This window comes from Edaphobacter sp. 4G125, assembly GCF_014274685.1.
Classification (GTDB): Bacteria; Acidobacteriota; Terriglobia; order Terriglobales; family Acidobacteriaceae; genus Edaphobacter.
In genome coordinates this window covers 1,529,031-1,551,122 of sequence record NZ_CP060393.1, presented here as the reverse complement: position 1 = coordinate 1,551,122, position 22,092 = coordinate 1,529,031, and the positions used below count along the sequence as shown (strand labels likewise).

Sequence of the window (22,092 nt, the reverse complement as noted above, 5' to 3'; positions counted from 1 at the left end):
TACTCTCTCATGTCCACTATCATTCAACTCGGTATCGTGCTCGGCATTATGGTCCTTGTGCACGAGTTCGGCCATTTTGCCGTCGCCAAGCTCTGCGGTATCCGGGTTGAAACCTTCTCCATTGGCTTCGGAAAGCGCCTCTTTGGCTTCCGCCGCGGTGATACCGACTATCGCCTCTCGCTTCTTCCTCTTGGCGGGTACGTCAAGATGGCCGGGGACAACCCCGGTGAAGCTCCGACGGATCCGGGCGACTTCAATGCCCATCCTCGATGGCAACGTATCCTGGTCGCGCTTGCCGGCCCCTTCGCCAACTTCATCCTCGCATTCGGCCTGATGACCGGCGTCTCCATGTTGCACAATGAGGTGCAGGAATACATCTCCGGCCCCGCCCTCACCGACTACATCCCGGTCAACACCCCGGCTTCGCGCACCGGAATCCATTCCGGCGACCTGATCGTTCATTACGATACGATCGAAAGCCCCAGTTGGGACCAGGTTGCAGTCCGTTCCCTGCTCAACATCAATCAGAACATTGCCTTCTCGTACCTACACGATGGGCAGCGAGTGAATACCAGGCTCTTCGTCGAGGCCAAAGAGGGAGCCGACAACTTCTCTCTCGACAGGCTCGGCCTCATCCCCAAGATGCAGAATGTTCCGGTCCAGGTCGATTCTCTGGAACCCAACATGCCTGCCGCTCGCGCTGGCCTCAAGCCCGGCGATCAGATTGCCTCTATCGACGGTCTCCAACTCCACTCCGTTCCAGCTCTGCTCGCCTTCCTGCAGGACCAGGCCGGCAAGCCCGCCTCACTGCTTGTCCTTCGCGAAGGCCGCACCGTTCCCCTGGAAATCACACCGCAGCTTGCTGAAGTTGGAGACGGCTCCAAAGACTACCGCCTCGGTTTCCGTCCTGTACAACCTCCCGTCAAGGTGGAGCGGCTCCCCTTCGGCAAGGCCATGGTCGCGTCGTGGGAGTACAACAAGAAAGGCTCGATGCTGATCGTCGAGGTCCTCAAGCGGATGTTCACCCGCCAGGTCTCCGTACGCTCGCTCTCCGGCCCTATCGGAATCGGCCAACAGATCCATCAGGCGGCATCGATGCCCGGCTGGATGCCTCTGGTCGGCCTGATGGCTTATATCTCGCTTAATCTCGGTATCTTCAATCTGCTTCCCATTCCGATCCTCGACGGTGGAATGATCCTCTTCCTCACGGTGGAATCCATCATGCGCCGTGATCTGAACCAGCAGCTTAAGGAGCGCGTCTATCAGGTCGCCTTTGTCTGTATCCTGGTCTTCGCTGCGATGGTCATCTTCAATGACATCACCAAGCTGGATATCTTCAACAAGGTCAAACCATAGAACAGCAACATATCAAGAAATCAAAAGCGGTCAGCATGATATTGTGCTGACCGCTTTTGATTTCTTACCGACTCACTAGTCGTCATCTCCTCCGCTCACGCGGCCATGACTCCGAGGTCGTCCTGCTGAAGACTGATCGAGTTCCGAACGGCCCCACTTCGTCTTGCCCATCGTGATTGCAGCCACAAGCACCAGCAGGATTACGACGACACCACCCCACAGGACAGGATTCATCGCATACCTCCACGTTCTTTCTGAGGCCCCGATGCGGTGTTTGCGTTGCTTACTGCCCGGTGACCTCTTTTGCCCGCAATTCGGCAACGATCTCACCTGCCGCCTTACGAGCATCTTCTTCCCGATCCGGAGGGAAACTGATCGCCCCGACCCTGGCATGTCCGCCGCCACCGTAGCGCTCACAGATCGCCGCCAGATTCACCAGCTTCTCTGCCGGCAACGGGGTCCAAGGATTGGTGCCCACAGCCACCTTCGTCCGAAAACTCGACTTACTTAGCCCCACATTGTACGTCCCATTCGGAAAAAGATAGTACGGAATAAATTTGTTATATCCCTCGGTCGGATGGTCAGTAATGTCAAAGGTGATCACGCCACGCTCCATCGAAGCGCGCTCGCCGATCAGCTTCAGGGCGGCATGGTGTCTTTCCATCAGCGGTCCTAGCAGCTGCTGAACGAAAGGCTGATCCAGCACCTGTTGCAGCGGCATCTCAGTAAGGATCGGAATCAGTTTCTTTCCGAGTGATTCATCCTGCGTGCTCTCGATCACCATCGTCAGCTTCATTGCAGGAGCTGCCATCTCCACCGCAGCCTTAGCACTCTCGTACCTTGCGCCGTCCACGATATCGGCCCATTTGATTAACTCTTCCAGGGGCTTCACATCGAACCCGAACTTCGTTGCGCCTACGTGCGCAATCAAGCTGGTGCACGAAATGTATTTCGGATCGTAGAACTTTCGCATCGCCTGAGAGCCATCGGCCTGTCCCCGCTCAAAGTCTGCCTGGTCAGCAGGAGTTAGAAATGCGCTCAGATGATGATCAAACCACCAGGTCACCTTCTTCGAAGCTGAGTACTTGAAGTCGACGATCGCATTCTCGCCGTCGATAAACTCGTGCTCGTCAAACAGCGCACCTGCCCGATGCACCAGGCCGTGATAGGAGAACGATGAAGCTGTCTTAATGCACTCGCGATGAAATCGCGTAAAGACTGAAGCCGAGCAGGCTCCGTCAAAACACTTGTCGTGATAAAAGATCTTGCAGTCCAACGTGTGACTCCCATGCCGAACGCAAGACGATCGCGTTCGAAGTTTTTAGAATATCGCAGCTCTCGGCTCATTCACCCCTCGGAGTGTCCTCCTGGGAGGAGTGACCGCAGGAAGAGAGGTCGAATGACCTGCATTTTCTCTTTCCTCCGTCATTCTGAACGAAGCATCACACAGCGAAGAATCCTTGCCTTTCTTTTTGCAGCGTCTTTACACACCGGTCATATATGCTCTTTGAAAGCACCGAGGCCCCCCTTTGCCAGATACCTTTCCCGACACTCCTCGCACGCCGACCTCCCCGCAGTCTTCCCCAATCCTCTTCGGACCCCATGGCCTTCGCGCCGGTTGGAGCCTGTTGGTCGCTGTTACGCTCTTCTTCACATCGATCTGGGCGATGACCTCTCTGCTTCACGCAACGCGCCTGGTCGCGCCTCACGCGATGGAGCGCGTTCCTGGCCCCCTGCCCGTCTTCATCGTTGAAGCTGTCTCCTTCCTCGCGATCGCTCTCGTCACCTGGATCATGAGCAGGATAGAGCAACGCCCTGTCCACCTCTACGGCTTGGGGGGCGTTCACAAAACCACCCGCTTCCTCGTCGGAGTACTGTTCGGCCTTCTCGCAATCTCTTTGCTAATCCTCATCCTTCTCAAAGCAAACCTGCTTGCGATTGATCGCCGTCTCCTCACAGGATCAGCCATCTTCCGTTATGCCCTGCTCTGGATCCCTGGGTTCCTCGCGATTGGCTTCTTTGAGGAGTATCTGTTTCGCGGCTATCTGCAATACACCCTGGCTCGCGGCTTGTCCGGAATAGCCAACTATCTTCCAGGCAAACCAGATCCTCAAGCCGTTGGCTTCTGGATCTCCGCCTTTCTCGTCTCCTTCGGGTTCGGAGCGGTGCACGGCTCGAACCCTGGCGAAAGTCCCGCCGGACTTGTCTGCGCAGGGCTCGCCTCTCTCATCTTTTGCTTCAGTCTCTGGCGAACCGGATCGCTCTGGTGGGCCATAGGGTTACATGCAGCATGGGACTACGGCCAGTCTTTTCTTTACGGCGTTGCTGATAGTGGGACTCTCTTCCAACATCGCCTCTTGGAGACTCACCCCATAGGCTCACCTTTGCTCAGTGGAGGAACCACCGGACCGGAAGGCAGCATCCTCTGCCTCATTCCCCTGCTGTTGCTGGCAGCCGCAATCCACTTTACCCAACCGAGAAGCGCAAGCAGCTACGCCTCCCTGATGCCAACAACCCAACCTACGTCAACAGAAGAAGTGTCTCTCGGCTAGCTGATCCGATACTTGCTCTCTTCTAGATCAAGTCTTCGTTCCAACTTCCGCAGGACATCGTCTGAGATCGCACCTTCGTCGCGCAGGTGAATGATTGTCGCTCGCTCTGCTTCCAACGCGCCTCGTGAGGCTCGCACCAATTCCTGATAAATCTGCGCCTTGGTTGCACCGTGCTCCGAATCATCCTCTGTAAACTCTGCCAGCCGGTGTTCGTAACGATCGATCAGATCATCGTATGCATGCATCAGCGAATCGCTCTTCCCTTGGCGATTTTTCTCGAGAAAGTTAAGAGCTTCTTTCAAAGCAAGGGTTCGCGCCTCACGCTCCTCCGGTTCCATGCCCGTCTCGCCCGCAAGCCCAAGCGTACGAATCACTCGAGGCAACGTTAGTCCCTGGAGTACCAATGTGACCAAAATCACGCAGAAGGTCAGGAAGATGATCAGGTTTCTCTGCTCGAACTCCACGCCATTGATCGTCTCCGGGACCGAATATGCTGCGGCGAGAGCGATAACGCCTCGCATTCCCGTCCACCCAATCACGAAGGTCTCTCGCTGAGTGATGTGTTCTTTGCGGTCCTTTATCCAATTCACAAAGTTTGTCAACCACACAGCCGGAGCAACCCAGATCATACGAAGCGCAATCAAGGTTACGCTGAAGATCGCTCCATACTTCAGTAGCATCATGAAATTGTGGTCGCCGCGAATGCCCGCCAATACATAGGGCATCTGCAGGCCGATCAGCAGAAAGACAATGCCATTCAACATGAATGTCATCGCCTCCCAGGCTCCGACAATTTGAATCCGTACGTTTGGCGAAAAGACACGCGCGCTTTGTCGACTCATATAGAGCCCACACGCGACCACTGCGAGCACTCCTGATGCCTTCGCCTCTTCACCCGCCAGGTAGGCTGCATACGGAACAATTAGACTTAGGACTAGTTCCACCGGGCCGTTATCGACAAATTTTTCGAACTCCGCAATGATAACGCCCATCAGCAAGCCAATCCCGAGACCGCCGACGATCAGGTAAACCAGGCGAGCCGTTCCTGCACCCAAGGTGGGCAGATCACCTCGTTCCAGCAGACGTAAGCCAAACTCAAGTGCCAACAGGCCTGTAGCATCGTTCAGCAGGCTTTCGCCCTCAAGGATATCGACGATGCGACGCGGAAGACCCAGCGCTTTCGCCACCGAAGTCGCTGCTATGGCATCCGTCGTAGCCAGCACAGCTCCCAGCAAAAAACCAGACTTCCAGTTCAGTGCTGTAATAAAGCGATCGGAGAACTCCGCCACGCCCCAGACCGTGAAACCCACCAGACCAATGGCAAGCGAAGAGATGATCAGTAGGTTTCGCCGGAAGTCTCTCCACGAGACCGTCCATGCCGCAGAGTACAGCAACGGCGGAAGAAAGATCACGAACACCAGATTCGGATCCAGTGGAATATGCGGCATGTGGGGCAGAAAAGTTAGTCCCAACCCTGCCAATACCAGAACAATGGGATAGGGCACCTTCAAACGATGAGCGATTACTGCAAATGCTGCCACCAGCACCAGCAGCAGCAATACCATTCTCTCGATCGCATGGAGACTGGCCGCTGATTCCAAATGAACCTCCTCCTTGCTCCCATGGGTTTCTACAGATTCAGTAAATCAAAATTGGAGTACTCGTGTCTCGTGGCCCTCGTCCTGTCACAAAAGATCTCGAGCCAGCATTTAGACTTTTGCATAGCGAAATGAGCTTCTCCGAACCCAACGCAGAGCCCACCCTGGTCCCCCGCCGCAGGCGCAGCGATAGCCAGCCCCTTGTTCATCGTCCCAGCCGTCTTCCGCGGTTCCTGACCATCTCCATATCCATTCTTCTCATCGTCGGACTTACGGCTTTCTTCGCTGTGCGTAGTTATGTGCATCACATCCTGGTTTCCTCGCTGCCGCAGACCGATGGCACTTTCGTCCTTTCCGGGATCTCGGCTCCCGTTACGGTTCAGCGCGATGCGCATGGCGTCCCTTATATCCGCGCCACATCTCTCGACGATCTGGTTTTCGCGCAGGGTTTTGTCACCGCAGGAGATCGTCTCTTCCAGATGGATCTCCTGCGTCGCCACGCCGCCGGCGAGCTGGCACAGATCATGGGACCGAGTCTTCTCGATCACGATCGCATCCAGCGCATCCTCCAGCTCCGAGCCACCGCTGATCGGGCGATCTCTTCCCTCCCAGCAGAACAGCTTCACTACCTCGAAGCCTATGCCCGAGGAGTCAATGCATCCATTGCCGTCCAACGCGATCATCTCCCTTTGGAGTTCCGCGTCCTTCGCTACAAGCCCACCCCCTGGACACCTCGCGATTCCATCCTTATCGGCCTGGTCATGTTTCAAGACCTCACGAACAGCTTCCCCACCAAACTCAGCCGCGAGGCTATCGCCTCCCGCCTGCCGGCCGAACTCGTTAATGATCTCTATCCCGTCGGCTCATGGCGAGACCATCCGCCCGAACAACCCATCGTTGACCTGACCGCGCCACAGGAACTCCCTGACATTCCGTTGGACGAGTCGCAATCAAAGCTCACATCGCCGAATATCCCCACAGCATCGCTTGGCGATATCCTCGCCCTCGCCCGCGCTCTTGGACCTGTCTGCGAGTCTTGCTTCTCGGGCTCCAATAACTGGGTCGTCTCCGGCACCCGCACAACCACCGGCAAGCCTCTGCTCTCTAACGATATGCACCTGGCCCACAGCGTTCCGGGAGTCTGGTATCAGGCAGATCTCTCCGCACCCGCACCCTTCGGCAACTTCCACGTCGCAGGCGTATCTCTTCCCGGTTTCCCCTTTATCGTCGTCGGACATAACGATCACATCGCTTGGGGATTTACTAACCTCGGCGCCGATGTTCAGGACATCTTCATCGAACACCTTCGCGGGTCCAGTCCCTCTGAGGAGTTCCAGTCCGCCGATGGGACCTGGCACCCTGTCCTCCATCAAACCGAGATCATCCACATCCGTGGCAAAGCCGACGTCACACTCGATGTCGCCTCCACTCTTCACGGTGGCATTCCAACTCCGGTCATCTCTCCACTTCTCCCTTCTGAAAAGAGGACGTTGGCACTTCGCTGGGTCATCTACGATCCCACGGCACTTGCCGCTCCTTTCCTCCACATCAACGCAGCGAGCGACTGGCCTAGTTTCCTCGAAGCCTTCTCACACTTCGGCGGCCCTGCACAAAACGTCGTCTATGCCGACGATCAGGGACACATCGGTTACCACGCCGTCGGCGCAATCCCTCTACGTGGCAATCCTCTGGCTCCTAATTCACCTGCCCCTGTTCCGGCTATATCAGCAAAAAATCCCCCGGAGCAAAACTCTGACCAACCTGCGCCTACGCCTCCACCCGGCAGCCCGTTGAGCCCTATTCCCGTCGACACCGTAACCGGTCACTACGACTGGATCGGATACATTCCCTTCGTCCAGCTTCCGCAGTCTTTCGACCCACAGAACGGTGTTCTGGCAACAGCAAACTCTAGAGTCACCTCCGACAGCTACCCCTATACCCTTACCCTCAACTGGGCTGCTCCCTATCGCAACGAACGCATCTGGAAGGTGCTTCTCGGCCGCGACCACCTCACCGCCGCAGACATGCTCTCCCTCCAGACAGATATCTACTCTGATCTCGATCGCAACATCGCGCAGCGCCTCGCTTACTCCATCGATCACTCCGCCACAAAAGATAAGCGACTCCACCAGGCCGCCGATATTCTTCGGAACTGGAACGGGCAGGTCGATGCCAACTCCTCCGCACCTCCCATCGTGAACGCTGCCCGCGAAGCTCTCTGGCAGCTGATCCTCGAGCCTCGTGTCGGCGCCGGACTTCATCCTGATACGAAGGGCAATATGGTTCCGCTCTGGAAGCTTTACTCCTGGGGGGAAAAGAGCTACGCGGCCGAACAAATCATCATGCATACGCCCGATCGCTGGCTGCCACCCGGATTTACTAACTGGAACGAACTTCTCACCGCTGCCGTCAGCCGTGGCCTCACCGACGCCCAGGCACCCAGCGATCTCTCGCATTGGAAACAAGGGCAAGCGTCTCCTGTCGACATCGAGCACCCCATCTATTCACGTTCGGCCATTTTTCACGCCCTCATCGATATGCCCACTGGAACCGGGGTCAAACCACAGAGTGGCGATGGCAGCACTATCAAACAAGTCGGGCGAGCCTTCGGTCCGTCTGAGCGCTTTACCGCAGACCTCTCCGATCTCGACCGCTCGACTCTGAATCTCGTGCTTGGAGAATCCGGCAATCCTGCTAGCCCCTGGTTCCTTGACCAATGGCCAGCATGGTACAACGGCACCACCTTTCCGATGCCCTTCACCACTCCCGCCGTCAACGCAGCGACAAAACACTCGCTGATCCTGAAGCCCAATTAGTCCTAGCCCCTATTCGCTGGCTCCTAGTACCCTGTTTTCTATGCTCGATGATCGTCGGCCACTCCTGTTTCTTCCTCTGGCCGCGCTCATCGCTATCGCTCCGCTCCTCGTTCATGGCTGCTCCTGCGGCCACGATTTCGACTTCCACATCATTAACTGGTTCGAAGCGGCACATCAGTTCGCCCACGGAAACTTCTTCCCCCACTGGGCTGCGACTCCTGCCTGGAATGCAGGAGAACCGCGCTTTGTCTTCTATCCTCCGCTCTCCTGGTGGATTGGATCTCTCCTTGGCCTGATCCTGCCCTGGACATGGACACCAATCGCTTATACCTGGCTCGCTCTTACCGGAGCCGGATTGACGCTCTACTACACAGCACGCAGCTTCGTCTCTCCCAATGCTGCACTCATCGCTGCCACAATCTATCTCACAAATCCCTACACTCTCTACACAGCCTTCGAACGCTCCGCTTACGCCGAACTCCTCGCCGCCGCCTGGATGCCTCTCGCGCTTTATGCTGTCCTCAAAAAACGAGTCACCATCCCAGGAGTAGCCATCCCCGTCGCCTTGCTTTGGCTCACCAACGCTCCCGCCGCCGTCATGGGCAGCTATGCAATGGCTCTCCTCATCTTCATTCGTATCCTTATGGCCGTTACCCCAGTAGGCAAGAGCACCATAAGCGAGAACTGCAACGAGAGCTCCTCCCCACCTGGATCGCTTGCTCTGAACTCAGCGCTTGGCGCGCTTCTCGGTCTTGGCCTCGCTTCCTTCTACCTGATCCCTGCCGCCTGGGAGCGACGCTTCGTCCAGATCAACTTTGCCATCCTTCCCGGTCTACGCCCCTGGGACAACTTCCTCTTTCAACACACCGCCGATCCTGAGCACGATAAGGTTCTCTTCACGGCATCCATCGTCGCCGTCGTTCTTATTGCTCTTACTGCTCTCGCGTTCCTCTGGAGTTATAGGGTTTCGACGAAGTCGCCCAATAGTTCCTCTCTACGCCGTCTCCGCTTTACTTTTCTCCTCCTGGCCCTCGTCATTTCTTTCATGCTGACCCCGTGGTCCATTCCGCTTTGGAGATATCTTCCGGAGCTGCGCTTCCTCCAGTTCCCATGGCGGCTATTGGCTGTACTTGCATGCATCTTCGGATTCACCGTCGCCACAGCTCTCCCCAGAATCCCGCGCCGCGCAAGTCTGTGCGTCATACTCTCTGCGATCCTCCTGGCTCTGCCCAGCTATCACTTCTTCCATCAGTACTGCTACCCCGAAGACACAATCCCCGAACGTCTCGCCATCTTCCGTTCCTCGAATCCTGGGACTGACCCTACCGACGAGTACACTCCTACCACCGCCGACAACGACTCCCTTAACCAGGGAAACCCCGGATACTGGTTAGCACCATCCCCAAGTGCCTCCGCGCCTGATTCCGCAACTCCGGCACCGGCTCCACATAGCCTCGAACTCTCCCCAACGACCCCTGCGGCCCTTATCCTCAATCTGCGCAACTATCCCGCTTGGCGTATCACCCGAAACGGAACCGTTATCACCACTCTTCTGCACCGCAAAGACGGTTTGATCGCCATTCCGCTTCCTGCCGGTCCATCGCGTATCGAGATCACCTATGCGACTCTTCCCGATCAGTGGCTCGGCAACCTCTTCTCTGGTCTTTCTCTCGCCGCGCTTATTCTGCTCTTTCGCAGAAGGCAGCACACCGCCGCATCGCAAAATAGCCCGGTCATCTGATTTATCATCAGAGTTCAGATGAATCCCTCTGTACAAGATCTACTTCGCGCTGGCGCTGAACTTACAGACGCTGCCTTGGAACGCCTGCTGCCTTCCCCCAATACCCTGCCTCACTCCATTCATCGCGCCATGCGCCACTCTGTCTTTGCCGGTGGTAAGCGCCTGCGTCCCATCCTTGCAATGGAGGCTGCCCGCATGACCTCGCAGACTGGAGAGATTCCCGATGGCTCCGCTGATCTTGGTGCGGCCTTGGAGATGATCCATACCTACTCCCTTATTCACGACGACCTGCCCGCACTCGATAATGACGATCTCCGTCGCGGGCAGCCTACCTGCCACGTCGTCTTTGGAGAAGCCATCGCCATCCTCGCTGGAGACGCGCTCCAGACGCTTGCCTTCCAGACCCTTGCACAGCTCCCCACTCCGCCCGCCACCACCGTCTCTGTCCTGCGCGAAGTCTCCCTGGCCATCGGGACTGGTGTAGGGACAAACAGTCCACTTCCTCCCGGCATGATCGGTGGCCAGGTTGTCGATATCGAATCTGAAGGAAAACAGCCTACCGCCGAACTCGTCGAATCGATCCATCGTGCCAAGACGGGAGCTCTCATCACCACCTCGATCGTTTCCGGCGGCATCCTCGGCCTCGCCCATATCGATCATGACTTTCACGCCGATACCATCGGACGGCTTCGTACCTTCGGAGAGAAGGCTGGGCTGGCTTTCCAGATTGTCGACGACGTCCTCGATATGACCCAGAGCTCTGAAGAGCTTGGCAAGACCGCAGGAAAGGACACCGCCAGTATCAAGGCAACATGGCCCGCCGTCTTCGGGATCGAACAGTCCATCAAAGATGCGGAAGAGCTGATTGCGGACGCCTTTGCTGCTCTCGAGCCCTTCGGTCAGGCAGCCAACCCTCTAAAAGCCCTCGCCAGCTATCTGGTTGAGCGCAAACATTAGCTCTCTCGCAACTCACCCCACAGAGGCCATTAGGAGAAACGACCAGTTCAGAGTAAATTTGGTCATACCACTCTTCGCGCATATATCCGCTGAAGAGAACCTATCGATAGTGGCTCACGTCCTCAAGCTCGGGAAACATGATGATGTTGCAGTGGCCCTCCAGCCTGTGAATGCGGGTGAGTTCATTCCCGAGTTGCAACTCACTGCGCTTTCCGATATCCCTGCTGGACACAAATTAGCTCTTCAAGCGATCGATACTGGAAGCCCCGTGCGCAAGTTCGACCAGATTATTGGTTTTGCCACTCAACCGATTGCCAAGGGCCAACACATCCATACTCAGAATCTTGCGGTGGCTGACTTCGAGCGAGACTACGCTATCGGTACAAATACTTTCATCACCGATGCACCACAGCTCACCCAGCATGAAACCAGCTTCGATGGTTTCGTGCGACCAGACGGCCGCGTAGGGACACGAAACTATGTGGGCATCCTGACCACTGTGAACTGTTCTGCTTCGGTCGCCCGCCGCATCGCTGCACACTTTACGCCCGAGATATTAAGCGCTTACCCAAACGTTGATGGCGTGGTAGCGATCACACACGGCACGGGCTGTGGAATGGCAGAGCACGGCGAGCCTGCCAATCTCCTGCGCCGCGTCTTTTCCGGATACGCAACTCATCCAAACTTCGCCTCGGTCCTTCTGCTTGGACTGGGTTGCGAGACAAATCAGATCGATCACCTGGTTCCACTCATCGGCCAACCCGGCACGGTCGCTGCTCTGGCGATTCAGGAAGAAGGCGGAACAACCGCAACGATCAAGAGTGGAATCGCAAAAATCTACGAGATGCTTCAACAGGCCAACGCGGTTACACGCTCCTCAGTTCCAGCCTCGCACCTGGTGATTGGTCTGCAATGCGGTGGATCAGATGCGTACTCGGGAATCAGCGCCAATCCCGCGCTGGGAGTCGCGGTGGATCGCCTGGTGCGTGCCGGGGGAACTGCCATTCTCTCGGAGACGCCGGAGATCTACGGAGCCGAACACCTGCTCACCCGCCGCGCCGCACATCCTGAGATCGCACATCGCCTGATCGAGCGCATCCACTGGTGGGAGGAGTACACCGCGCGGCACAAAGGCTCGATCGACAACAATCCTCAGCCCGGCAACAAGGCTGGCGGCTTGACCACCATCCTTGAGAAGTCTCTTGGCGCCGTCTCTAAGGGCGGAACAACGAATCTGAATGCGGTCTATCTCTACGCAGAGCAGGTACGACAGCGTGGCCTTGTCTTCATGGACTCGCCCGGCTTCGATCCAGTCTCTGCGACTGGTCAAGTTGCCGGCGGGGCCAACCTGATCTGCTTTACCACTGGACGAGGTTCGGTATTCGGCTGCAAGCCAACCCCTTCAATCAAGCTTGCTTCGAATACCGCACTGTTTCGTCGAATGTCGGACGACATGGATCTCAACTGCGGTTCCATCATCGATGGTGAGGAGACGGTAGAGCAGTCAGGAGCCGCAATCTTCAAGGAGATTCTTGCAATTGCTTCTGGCAAATTAACCCGCAGCGAACTCCACGGATTCGGCGAAGAAGAGTTCCAGCCGTGGCTTCAAAGTGCCACTTTATAGACCTGCATCAACAGAAGTTGCAGGAATCCGTGTGCAGTCGTTCTGTGAAAGGACTAGCATAGAAGCAGAGCCGTCTCCGGCGCAGGAGAAGCTGGAGTCGAGCCGCGACTGACAAGAGAGATCGAGGAAGCAATGGCCACCAAGGCAGAGGCGTTGACTCAAGCACCCGCCACACCAAATCAACAAGAACGCGAATCCGTGTTCGACAGCTTTCGCCGATGGGGGTACCTGCAGGCCTCGCTGGACCCACTCGGACAATACCTTCCCCCAGAACCATTTCCCGTTACTGTTCCTGAGGGAGAACTCGCCGCGGAAGCCCGCCGCTACTACTGTGGAACAATCGCAGTCGAGTTCATGCACATTGCCAACCTGGAGCAGAGACAGTGGCTCCAGTCGCAGTTTGAAAAAACTTCTTCCAAACCGAACCAGGCAAAGATCCTCACACAACTGATCCACGCTGACCTGTTCGAACAGGTCATCCAGTCGCGATATCTCGGCACCAAACGTTTCTCTCTCGAAGGGATCACCGCGCTGATTCCCTTCCTCGATCAGATTCTCGAGACCGGCTCCACACAGGGCGTCACGAAGGCGATGATTGCAATGAACCATCGCGGCCGCCTCAACGTGATGACGAACACCATCGGCCGGCCTGCATCGGAGATCTTCACCAAGTTTGAAGACGTCGATCCGCGCAGCACTCTGGGCGGTGGCGATGTGAAATACCATCTCGGCGCGACCGGCGACTACACCTCGCCGAGCGGTAAGATCATCAGCCTTCACTTGGCCTCGAATCCGAGCCATCTTGAAGCGATCGATCCCGTACTGATTGGTCGCACCCGCGCGCGCCAGGAGCGTATCGGCGAGGGAGGCAAAAAGCAGGTGCTTCCCATCCTGATCCATGGCGACGCAGCGTTCTCCGGACAGGGCATTCTGGCCGAGACTCTCAACATGGAGACGCTGCCGGGCTACAGCGTGGGCGGAGTCATCCACGTTATCGTCAACAACCTTCTGGGCTTCACGGCAAACCCTGAGGAATCGAACTCCTCGCGCTTCTCGACCGACATCGCCAAGCGCCTGCCGATGCCCATCATCCATGTCAATGCTGAAGATCCGGATGCAGTCGTTCGTGTTGCGACCATCGTGACCGAATACCGTCAGCGCTTCGGCTCGGGAGTCGTCATCGATCTGATTGGCTATCGCCGTCATGGTCACAGCGAAGTCGACGATCCGACTGTCACGCAGCCCCGGCGCTACGCCATCATCAAGGACCACAAGCCGCTCTATCAGATCTACGCAGAAAAGATCGGTGTAAATCCAACGAAGGAAGCTGAGGCGATCCAGCAGGAGTATCTCGATCAGCAGAAGGTAGCAACCCAGGCGGATCAGATTCCTCACATGGCCACCCTTCCCTCGTACTGGGACAAGTACAAGGGCGGCGAGTACGATCCGGCTTACGAGGTGAACACCGGAATCTCTGCTGAGCGCGTCCACGAGTTGGTGACGAAGCTCACTACAGTTCCGAAGGATTTCCATATCCATCCCAAGGTGAAGAAGCTCTTCGAACAGCGCCAGGAGATGGGTTCCGGAGCGAAACCGTTCGACTACGGTATGGCCGAGCTGGTCGCTTATGCTTCGTTGCTTGAGGATGGAACGCTGGTTCGTCTGACGGGTCAGGACTCGCAGCGCGGAACCTTCAATCAGCGTCACTCAGTTCTCGTGGATACAGAGACCGAAGTTCGCTACTCTCCGCTTTCGCATCTCAGCGACAAGCAGGGCAAGTTCGAGGTCTACAACTCGCTTCTCTCTGAAGCCGCAGTGCTTGGCTTCGAGTATGGATTCGCTCGCGACTATCCCGAGGCGCTGGTACTTTGGGAGGCTCAGTTTGGCGATTTTGCCAACGGAGCGCAGATCATCATCGATCAGTTCATCGCAGCCAGTGAAGCGAAGTGGGGCCTGCTCTCTGGTGTCGTTATGCTGCTTCCACATGGCTACGAGGGACAGGGACCAGAACACTCCAGCGCCCGCATCGAGCGTTATCTGCAGCTTGCAGCCAACGACAACATGCAGATCTGTCAACCCTCGACTGCGGCCCAGCACTTCCATCTGCTGCGGCGTCAAGTAATGCGTCCGTGGCGCAAGCCGTTGGTCGTCTTTACCCCGAAGAGCATGTTGCGCCACCCGGATGCAGCGTCTCCGATTGCGGCGTTTGCGCAAGACCGCTTCCTGAATGTACTTCCAGATCATGAGGCACAGAATCCGCGGCGGCTGCTGGTGTGCAGCGGCAAGATCGGGCACAACCTGCGTGTCGAGCGCGAGAAGCGTAAGGACAAGAGCGTCGGCATCATCTTCCTGGAACAGCTTTATCCCTGGCCGGAAGAGGAGATGCTTGCCGCACTCGATCAGTATCCGAATGCCGAGGAGATCGTCTGGGTGCAGGAAGAGCCGGCAAACATGGGCGCTTACACCTACGTGATGCCTCTGCTTCGTCGCGTGGCCCGCGATCGTGCAGTGCTGAGCGTGAAGCGAAGCGCCAGCGCTACTCCGGCGACCGGTTCAGCCAAAGCACACGATATTGAGGAGAAGACCCTGGTCGATATGGCCTTAGGGTTTGCGGGAGACCGATAAAGATGAGGGGAGCCCCCTCCCCCTCATTTAGCTCTAAAGTCTTTGGAAGAAAAGATTTAGCTTCGGACCTCAGCTCTCTTGATCAATATTCATGCAAAGCAAAGGCCCATCCTGAGGATGGGCCTTTGTTCTTCTTCTTTTAATCTTACCAATTTGAGCGGCACAAATCTGCAGAAGCAAGCTGCTGATAAGACATGGTTTATAGAGAATAGCTCTTGACAGCGGATTTTCGAAGATCTTAGGTGCATACAGAAGGGGATAGCCAGAAGCTATCCCCTTCTGTAAACCGGTAACTGCAATCCGGTGTGTAGCTTAGAGAGGCTGAACGTCAGAAGCCTGCCAGCCCTTTGGCCCCTTAACTACGTTGAACTGGACTGCCTGACCTTCCTGGAGGCTCTTGAAACCGCTCGAATTGATCGCCGAGTAGTGCACGAACACGTCCTCGCCGTTCTGGCGGCTAATAAAGCCAAACCCTTTTGCGTCATTGAACCACTTCACTGTTCCCTGTTCCATGTTGTTTCTTTCCTTCGTTTCCAACTAAAGAATTGCCGCTAGATACAAATCGGGGATTCGCGCAGACAAGCATTGCAAAACCAATCTGTTTCAAACGATGTGAGAAGGTTAGCATATCCCACAACTTTTTTTAGAAAACTTTTTGAATTTGCACCGTTCATGAGGCAACCTCAAGCATTGAGGAAAACGAGGCTCAGATCCTCATTCCAGATGATTTGCAGAGTTGGAGAGTTATTTGCTGCCCAGATTACCGTCGGTGATATGCGAACGGACGATCTGTTCGGCCTCTTCGAGTACTTGTTCCAGCGAGAGCGTAGTCGAGTCCAAAATGACCGCATCGGAAGCAGGTCGAAGGGGAGATTCGGCCCGGCTTCGATCCCGCTCATCCCGTTCTTTCAGCTCCTTCAGAATTTTCTGATGGGCTGCAATCTGTTCACTCGTAGGCTTGGTAACAGGCACGTCTTCAGGATCATCGCGATCTGGAAAGGGCGGAAGCGAGACCTGGCGATAACGGCGGTCTCCCCGGACCTCCGGAGAGGCATCGAGAAAGATCTTGACCTCGGCGTCGGGAAAAACCGCTGTTCCGATATCTCTGCCTTCCATCACCACTCCACCCTGGGCGCCCAGGGCGCGTTGCTGCTCCACCATCCAAGAGCGAAGGCGCGGATGAACCGAGACACGCGAGGCCGCGGCCGTTACATCGGTATCGCGGATACGACGGGAAACATCCATGCCATCGAGCAGAACGCGGTTGCCTTCCAGTTGGGGTTCCAGCTGAATGCGCGTATAAGCGGCAAGATCAAGAAGAGGTTGCTCTTCGTCGAAAGCAAGATCATTTTGAATGGCTTTGAGAGCGAGTGCACGATACATGGCACCTGTTTCAAGATTGAGAAATCCAAAACGACGCGCGAGATAAGCGGCAAGCGTACTTTTTCCCGCGCCGGCAGGACCGTCAATAGCAATGACCGGACGCGCACGGCGGCTGGCGGGAGTGCTGGCCAAATCTGAAACTGCGTGACTGCTCTCACTCATTCGGGCTTATCTTAAACCTTGATTTTCGATACGCGACAAGGAAGTTGACGGGGTTCCCAGAAAGCTACTCCTCGCGATTTTTCTTGCCTTTATGCGGTGGAGCTGAACGCTTTTTAAAAGGTTTTTGATTGCCTTTGAATTTGTCGAAGGGACCACGGTTCGCAGAAGGCGCTCCATCGGTTTTCTTGGCAAATCGCCCGCCCGGTTTGCCAAATGACTTCTTTGCGAACTTCGACCCGCCGGAGCTGGAACGCTTGAACTCTCCTGAAGGACGCTCCGACCTTCCACCTCCAAAGCTCTTCTTCGGACCGAAGGATTTTTTGCCTCCAAAAGATTTCTCCGAAGAAAAAGGCTTCTTCGGTCCAAAGTTGCGGCGCGGACGTGCCTCAGAACCTTCTGTCTCTGCGGCACGATCAAATTTCTGCCCTTCCGGACGCGGTTTGCGGAAACCTTCGCGCGGCGCATCGAACTTGCGGAAAGGGGGAGCAGAACGCCTGCCCTGCTCGTTGCTCCCTGCTCCATCACGCTCACGGGAGAATCGGGGCTTGTCGGAGAAGTCGCGCGACGGACGTGGTGGACGGTCCGAAAAGTCGCGACGTGGCCGCTGCGGACGATCCTGTTCATCGCGGCGGAAAGAAGGCTTGCCAGAGAAATCGCGCGGCGGACGCGACGGACGGTCCTCATTGCGACGGAAGGAGGGCTTGCCGGAGAAGTCACGCGGTGGGCGCGATGGACGGTCCTGCTCATCGCGACGAAAAGAAGGCTTCCCTTTGAAGTCACGGCGTTCTTTATCGCCAAAGGATCTACCTGAGACCTTATCTCCAGAGGGTCTGCTTGAAAATTTATCGCCAGACGGCCTACCTGAAAACGGACGCGAGCCGAACGAGGGACGTTTGTCTTCGCGATCGAAGCGAGGTCTGGCAGGTCTGGAGTCGTCGCCGGTACGGTCTTCGCGCGAGTATGGACGGCGAGCGGGGCGGTCGCGCTTTTCTTCGTCCCATGGACGGGTAAAACTCGGACGCGCGGGACGATCTCCGCCGGAGCGCTCGACAGGACGACGTTCTCCATCGCGGCGGAAAGGGCGTCGCTCTCGTTCAGAATCACCACGAGGGCGCGATGGCCTTGGCCTACGATCGGCATCGGGCCTATTTGTATCTCTTTCTGTTTTTATATTTCTCTCTGCTACATATCTCTCCCGTCCACTCTTCTCAAACGGCTTGCGTGTGGAAGAGACAAACTTCGAGATTCGTTCCGAGGATCCCTCTCCTGCATTGTCCTCAGCAGATGTAGCTTCTGTGCCGGCTTCAACCACGACGGACTCGGGAACAGGAGCGAAGACAGGAAGCTCGTCTGCAATGTAGAGGTGCGATTTTCCGTCGATGACAAGCGAATCGAGCTGACGGGCAGAGATGAGAGCGCGAACGACCTCACGAATGCGGGAGCGTGCCGACAGAGGAGATAAGAAGGTCTCCATCTCCTCTTCCAATGGAAGAACTGCCTGGCCGATATAAAGCGAGACCAAGGCAGAGAGAGCAGTGGGTACACCAGCATTGGCGCCAGCCTTGATCTGTCGAGAATGACGGGTGGTTGTAAGCTCCCAGAGCGTGGCGCTTCCATCGGCCTGCAGGACAGGAAGAACACGAAGATGTCCCCACAGCTCAGTCAGGGCACGAAGAGTCGCGGCCTCGGTCACCTCATTGGCGAGTTCGCTGGCGAGCTCGGTCACGGTAAGACGGCCCTTCGAAGCGAGAATATTGTAGGTGGCCAGCGCAAGAGGAGAGACCTTGGCTGCTCCACTGGTGACGGGTGGCTGCTTCCATGCCTTATCGCCCCGCAAGGTAAAGATGTAAGACAGAACAGCAGGAGAGGCCAGGAAGTCCGGGGTTTCGGTACCTGCTCCTGTAGGAGAACCAGACAGATGCAGCGGAATGACCGAACCTTCTGCAATCAGGCGAGCAAGAAGAATGCGTGGCTGCTCCAGGTCCTGAAGCGCAGGTGAAGGATTCGCAGAACCGAGTACGGCTTCTACAAAGGTCGGCGCAGGGGCCGCAAGATGCGGGCGCGGCGTGTAAAGAACAAGTCCACAGGTGTTAACCCACTCTCGCAGAAGATCGAGGGTAAGAAGCGGCTGCGCGTCGTGATGCCAATGGACGAGGCGCGTCGCGGCAAGCTGACTTGCGGTGGGAACAATGGACGTATTCAAAATAAAGCCTTCCTGCCCGCGCTACTTCAGCGCAATGGCAAATCCACAAGCCTGGGCCATGGATGACGATTCCCGGTTTCAGCAGGAGCGGAGCGCGATGAACGACGGCGTCTCCGCAAGATGTCTCTTCTAGGATACCGCAAGATTCCATGCGCCGAGCTGCCAGACCCTTGTAAATTGCGGATTTACGACAGTTTTGCGGGAGGCAACGGTCTTGCACAAGGTGTCGTCTGAGGAGGGATACAGGTAGCACATCTGCTACCAGGAAAGGAGGACGCTATGACGAAAACTTTGTTCCTTGTCTCGCTCGCGGTGATGGCAGTCACGTTGCAAGCGCAGACCCCAACCTCTCCTGGAATGACGCCAAGTACCACGCAAACGGGTTCCAATTTTCCGGCTACAACCCCAGACTCCTCACAGGCTTTGAAAGTTCAGCCTGCTAGCCTAACGGCGGAACTTACGAAAAGCATTGATAGCAAAAAGGCAAAAGTGGGAGATCCAGTCAATGCAAAGACAACAACGGAAGCTAAGCTTCCTAACGGAACCGACCTCCCGAAGGGAACCAAACTGGTTGGGAATGTTGTCGATGTGAAGGCGAAGACAAAAGAAGATAAGAATTCGCACCTGGTGCTGGCACTGAATCGTGCTGTCTTGAAGGATGGGCAGGAGGTTCCAATTCGAGCTGCCGTCACGTCGGTTACGGCTCCAGCCGAGAACGCCTCAAATGGTATGGCAGCAATGCCTTCCGCGGGCGGAGGGTCTATGTCAGCACCTTCAGGTGGTGGAGCTTCTCCGGGAGGAGGATCGACGAGCGCGACTGCACCGACTCCAAGTGCTCCTGCAATGTCGACGAACACAGGATCTCAAGCACAATCGACACCAGGGCAGATGCTGAAGAGTACGCAGGACCGCGTCGCCGTTGGAAATAAACCCAATGTGATTCTGAGCGCACCCACAACACCGGACAGCGCTGGAGTGCTGGATGGGAATGGCGACAACATTTCACTCGCAAGCGGAACGAAGCTGACCCTCAATGTCATTCCCGCTCAACCGGGAACGTAGGAAGAGAATCAGTCCGCTCAAATACGTTTGAAGGCTCGCTGAATATCTTTGAGCGAGTAGCGCAAGGCGATAGGACGGCCATGAGGGCAGCTCGTGGGATGGTCGGTCTTGGCCAACTCGGCAAGTAGCCAGTTGATCTTGGCTGGCTCCAGCGGAGTGTTGATCTTAATGGCCGCGTGACAGGCGATCGACGCAGCGATACGGGTGCGACGGGCTTCTGCATTCTCAACCTGCTGCTCCCGCTCGGGAACGGAGAGGACTTCTTCGAGCATGCGTTCGAGCTCGCGACCTTCGAGACCGACGGGAGCAGCTTTGATGGCGATGGTCTGCGGACCGAAGGGTTCGGCCTCGAAGCCATTGCGCTCCAACTCCTCGGTAAGACGAGCGAAAGCAATCATCTGTCCAGGGAGAAGATCGACAAGCATGGGCATCAGCAGGCGCTGGCGCTGCACCTTTTCCACCTCGCGCTCGCGAAGGATCTTCTCGAAGAGAACGCGCTCGTGCGCAACGTGTTGATCGACGATCCAAAGTCCTTCCTCGTTGACAGCAAGAATGAAGGAGTCTTGAAGCTGTCCGAGAGGTCTGAGTGTGGCGAGAGCATTGAGGGTGCGGGCTTCGCCCTCTGGTTCGAGCGGGATGGATGAGGACTCGTCGTAACCGACGGGGATTGAACCTTCGTTGAAGCTAAGTCGACCGGGTGAGGGTGGAACCGCGGCTGACTCCAGGGTAAAAGCGGCTACATCCGTTGAGGTCGGAGCGGGCTCGGAGCCGAATCCCGTTGCTGGAAACTGTGGATCGAAGGTGGGTTGGGCTAGTCCTTGCTGGTCTGAACCACCGGGAAGCGGACTGACATCCACGAGCAGCGAAGCACTGGCGACCGGAGAGTTGTGAAGCGCCTGAAGGAAGTTGGCTGCCGGACGAGCATGCATCAACGCGGTTCGAATAGTATCGCGAACAAAGTCATGAATAAACGCAGACTGACGAAAACGAACCTCAGTCTTGGCAGGATGTACGTTGACATCGACCTCCTGCGGCGGCATCTCGAGAAAGAGCAGCACAACGGGATAAGAGGTCGGCGGAATGATGTTCCGGTAGGCCTCGGTGAGCGCGTGCAGAATAAGGCGATCACGAATGAGACGTCCATTGACGAAGATGTAGATCGAGTTGCGATTGAGCTTCTGCAGCTCGGGCTTCGCAACAAAGCCGGAGAAACGAAGGAAACCGGGCGCAGGCGGCTCATAGTCTGCTTCACGCTTCCAGGGAGGTGGCTCGGGAATGCCTGCACGGGCAAAATCGATCTCAGCCACAACGGGAATCATGTGCGAGCTGGTTTCCTTACCAAAGATCTGGAAGAGGCGGTCGGCATTGGTTGCGGCGATCGGCGCAGTGAGAAGAGATTGCGTGGCGGAGTGCAGCTCAAAGTGCTTCGCAGGATTCGCTAGAGCATAGTGAGTAACCAGCGCGGCAATATGTGAGAGCTCGGTCTGCTCAGAGCGAAGAAATTTGCGCCGTGCAGGAGTGTTGAAGAAGAGGTCGCGAATCGTGATCGTCGTTCCAACCGGCAGACCTGCGGGTTCCACGCGAAGAATGTTGCCTCCGGCGATCTCGATCATGGTGCCGGAGTCCTCCTCGGCGGCACGGGTCTCGAGCGTAAGACGAGAGACGGAAGCGATAGAAGGCAGGGCTTCGCCACGGAATCCAAGCGTGGCGATGGAGAGCAGATCATCCGAGGTACGGAGCTTCGAGGTAGCGTGGCGCTCGAAGGCGAGCAGAGCGTCGTCAGCCATCATGCCGTGGCCATTGTCGGCGATGCGGATGAGTTTGCGGCCGCCGCCCTCGATTTCAATGCGAAGGCGTGTGGCTCCAGCATCGAGCGAGTTTTCCAGCAACTCCTTGACGACAGAGGCCGGACGCTCGACGACTTCGCCGGCGGCGATCTGGTTTGCCACCTGGTCAGAGAGGATGCGGATGCGGCCCATCTCTCGATTGTATGGCGAGGGCGCGATGCGGAAA

General features: G+C 56.6%; 15 protein-coding genes. 8 read left to right on the top strand and 7 right to left on the bottom strand.

The genetic code is table 11. From position 1 onward, the window contains the following. The first annotated feature begins 9 nt into the window (after positions 1-9). Positions 10-1,356, top strand: a complete 1,347-nt coding sequence (gene rseP / locus H7846_RS06365) for an RIP metalloprotease RseP (protein ID WP_186695648.1) — start codon at positions 10-12, stop codon at positions 1,354-1,356. 75 nt (positions 1,357-1,431) lie between these two features. Here the strand turns inward: rseP and H7846_RS06360 are convergent, their stop codons facing one another. Together H7846_RS06360 and H7846_RS06355 are read right to left on the bottom strand one after the other, a co-directional pair. After that, entirely contained in the window at positions 1,432-1,590 is a 159-nt protein-coding gene (locus H7846_RS06360; RefSeq protein WP_186695647.1) for a hypothetical protein, read from the bottom strand. Between the two features lie 49 nt (positions 1,591-1,639). After that, on the bottom strand, positions 1,640-2,632 hold the full coding sequence (locus tag H7846_RS06355; RefSeq protein WP_186695646.1) for a DHH family phosphoesterase: 993 nt from the start codon (positions 2,630-2,632) through the stop codon (positions 1,640-1,642). A 253-nt stretch (positions 2,633-2,885) separates the two neighbouring features. On the opposite strand from H7846_RS06355, the gene H7846_RS06350 reads away from it, so the two are divergent. Beyond that, positions 2,886-3,908, top strand: coding sequence for a CPBP family intramembrane glutamic endopeptidase (locus H7846_RS06350; protein ID WP_186695645.1), 1,023 nt, complete (start codon positions 2,886-2,888; stop codon positions 3,906-3,908). On the opposite strand, the gene H7846_RS06345 is transcribed toward H7846_RS06350, so the two are convergent. Further along, positions 3,905-5,509 carry a Na+/H+ antiporter gene (locus H7846_RS06345; RefSeq protein ID WP_186695644.1) on the bottom strand — a complete coding sequence of 535 codons (1,605 nt, stop codon included), beginning with the start codon at positions 5,507-5,509 and terminating at the stop codon, positions 3,905-3,907. The two genes, H7846_RS06350 and H7846_RS06345, sit on opposite strands and share 4 nt — an antisense overlap. Before the next feature lie 128 nt (positions 5,510-5,637). Here H7846_RS06345 and H7846_RS06340 point away from each other — a divergent pair, with 128 nt between their 5' ends. The 5 genes from H7846_RS06340 (at position 5,638) to H7846_RS06320 (ending at position 15,269) form a co-directional block, all read left to right on the top strand. Then, a complete protein-coding gene (locus H7846_RS06340; RefSeq protein ID WP_186695643.1) occupies positions 5,638-8,322 on the top strand; it encodes a penicillin acylase family protein in 2,685 nt (894 codons plus the stop codon). A 40-nt stretch (positions 8,323-8,362) separates the two neighbouring features. Further along, complete coding sequence (locus H7846_RS06335) at positions 8,363-10,063, top strand: hypothetical protein (RefSeq protein WP_186695642.1); 1,701 nt, start codon at positions 8,363-8,365, stop codon at positions 10,061-10,063. Positions 10,064-10,081: 18 nt separating this feature from the next. Beyond that, positions 10,082-11,020, top strand: a complete 939-nt coding sequence (locus tag H7846_RS06330; RefSeq protein ID WP_186695641.1) for a polyprenyl synthetase family protein — start codon at positions 10,082-10,084, stop codon at positions 11,018-11,020. A 109-nt stretch (positions 11,021-11,129) separates the two neighbouring features. Then, positions 11,130-12,644 carry a UxaA family hydrolase gene (locus H7846_RS06325; protein ID WP_255460883.1) on the top strand — a complete coding sequence of 505 codons (1,515 nt, stop codon included), beginning with the start codon at positions 11,130-11,132 and terminating at the stop codon, positions 12,642-12,644. A 132-nt stretch (positions 12,645-12,776) separates the two neighbouring features. Continuing rightward, positions 12,777-15,269 carry a 2-oxoglutarate dehydrogenase E1 component gene (locus tag H7846_RS06320; protein WP_186695640.1) on the top strand — a complete coding sequence of 831 codons (2,493 nt, stop codon included), beginning with the start codon at positions 12,777-12,779 and terminating at the stop codon, positions 15,267-15,269. A gap of 312 nt (positions 15,270-15,581) precedes the next feature. Here the strand turns inward: H7846_RS06320 and H7846_RS06315 are convergent, their stop codons facing one another. The 3 genes from H7846_RS06315 to H7846_RS06305 all read right to left on the bottom strand — a co-directional run bounded on the left by H7846_RS06315 (position 15,582) and on the right by H7846_RS06305 (position 19,017). Continuing rightward, positions 15,582-15,782 (bottom strand): cold-shock protein, encoded by a 201-nt coding sequence (locus H7846_RS06315; RefSeq protein ID WP_022845525.1) that lies wholly within the window; start codon positions 15,780-15,782, stop codon positions 15,582-15,584. A gap of 231 nt (positions 15,783-16,013) precedes the next feature. Continuing rightward, positions 16,014-16,814, bottom strand: a complete 801-nt coding sequence (cmk, locus tag H7846_RS06310; RefSeq protein WP_186695639.1) for a (d)CMP kinase — start codon at positions 16,812-16,814, stop codon at positions 16,014-16,016. Positions 16,815-16,878: 64 nt separating this feature from the next. Then, the gene (locus tag H7846_RS06305) at positions 16,879-19,017 is read right to left on the bottom strand and encodes a hypothetical protein (protein WP_186695638.1); all 2,139 of its coding nucleotides are present in this window, start codon (positions 19,015-19,017) and stop codon (positions 16,879-16,881) included. A 279-nt stretch (positions 19,018-19,296) separates the two neighbouring features. Here H7846_RS06305 and H7846_RS06300 point away from each other — a divergent pair, with 279 nt between their 5' ends. After that, positions 19,297-20,079, top strand: coding sequence for a hypothetical protein (locus H7846_RS06300; RefSeq protein ID WP_186695637.1), 783 nt, complete (start codon positions 19,297-19,299; stop codon positions 20,077-20,079). 17 nt (positions 20,080-20,096) lie between these two features. Here H7846_RS06300 and mutL read toward each other — a convergent pair whose 3' ends face one another. Next, the gene (gene mutL, locus H7846_RS06295; RefSeq protein WP_186696217.1) at positions 20,097-22,058 is read right to left on the bottom strand and encodes a DNA mismatch repair endonuclease MutL; all 1,962 of its coding nucleotides are present in this window, start codon (positions 22,056-22,058) and stop codon (positions 20,097-20,099) included. Positions 22,059-22,092 lie beyond the last annotated feature (34 nt).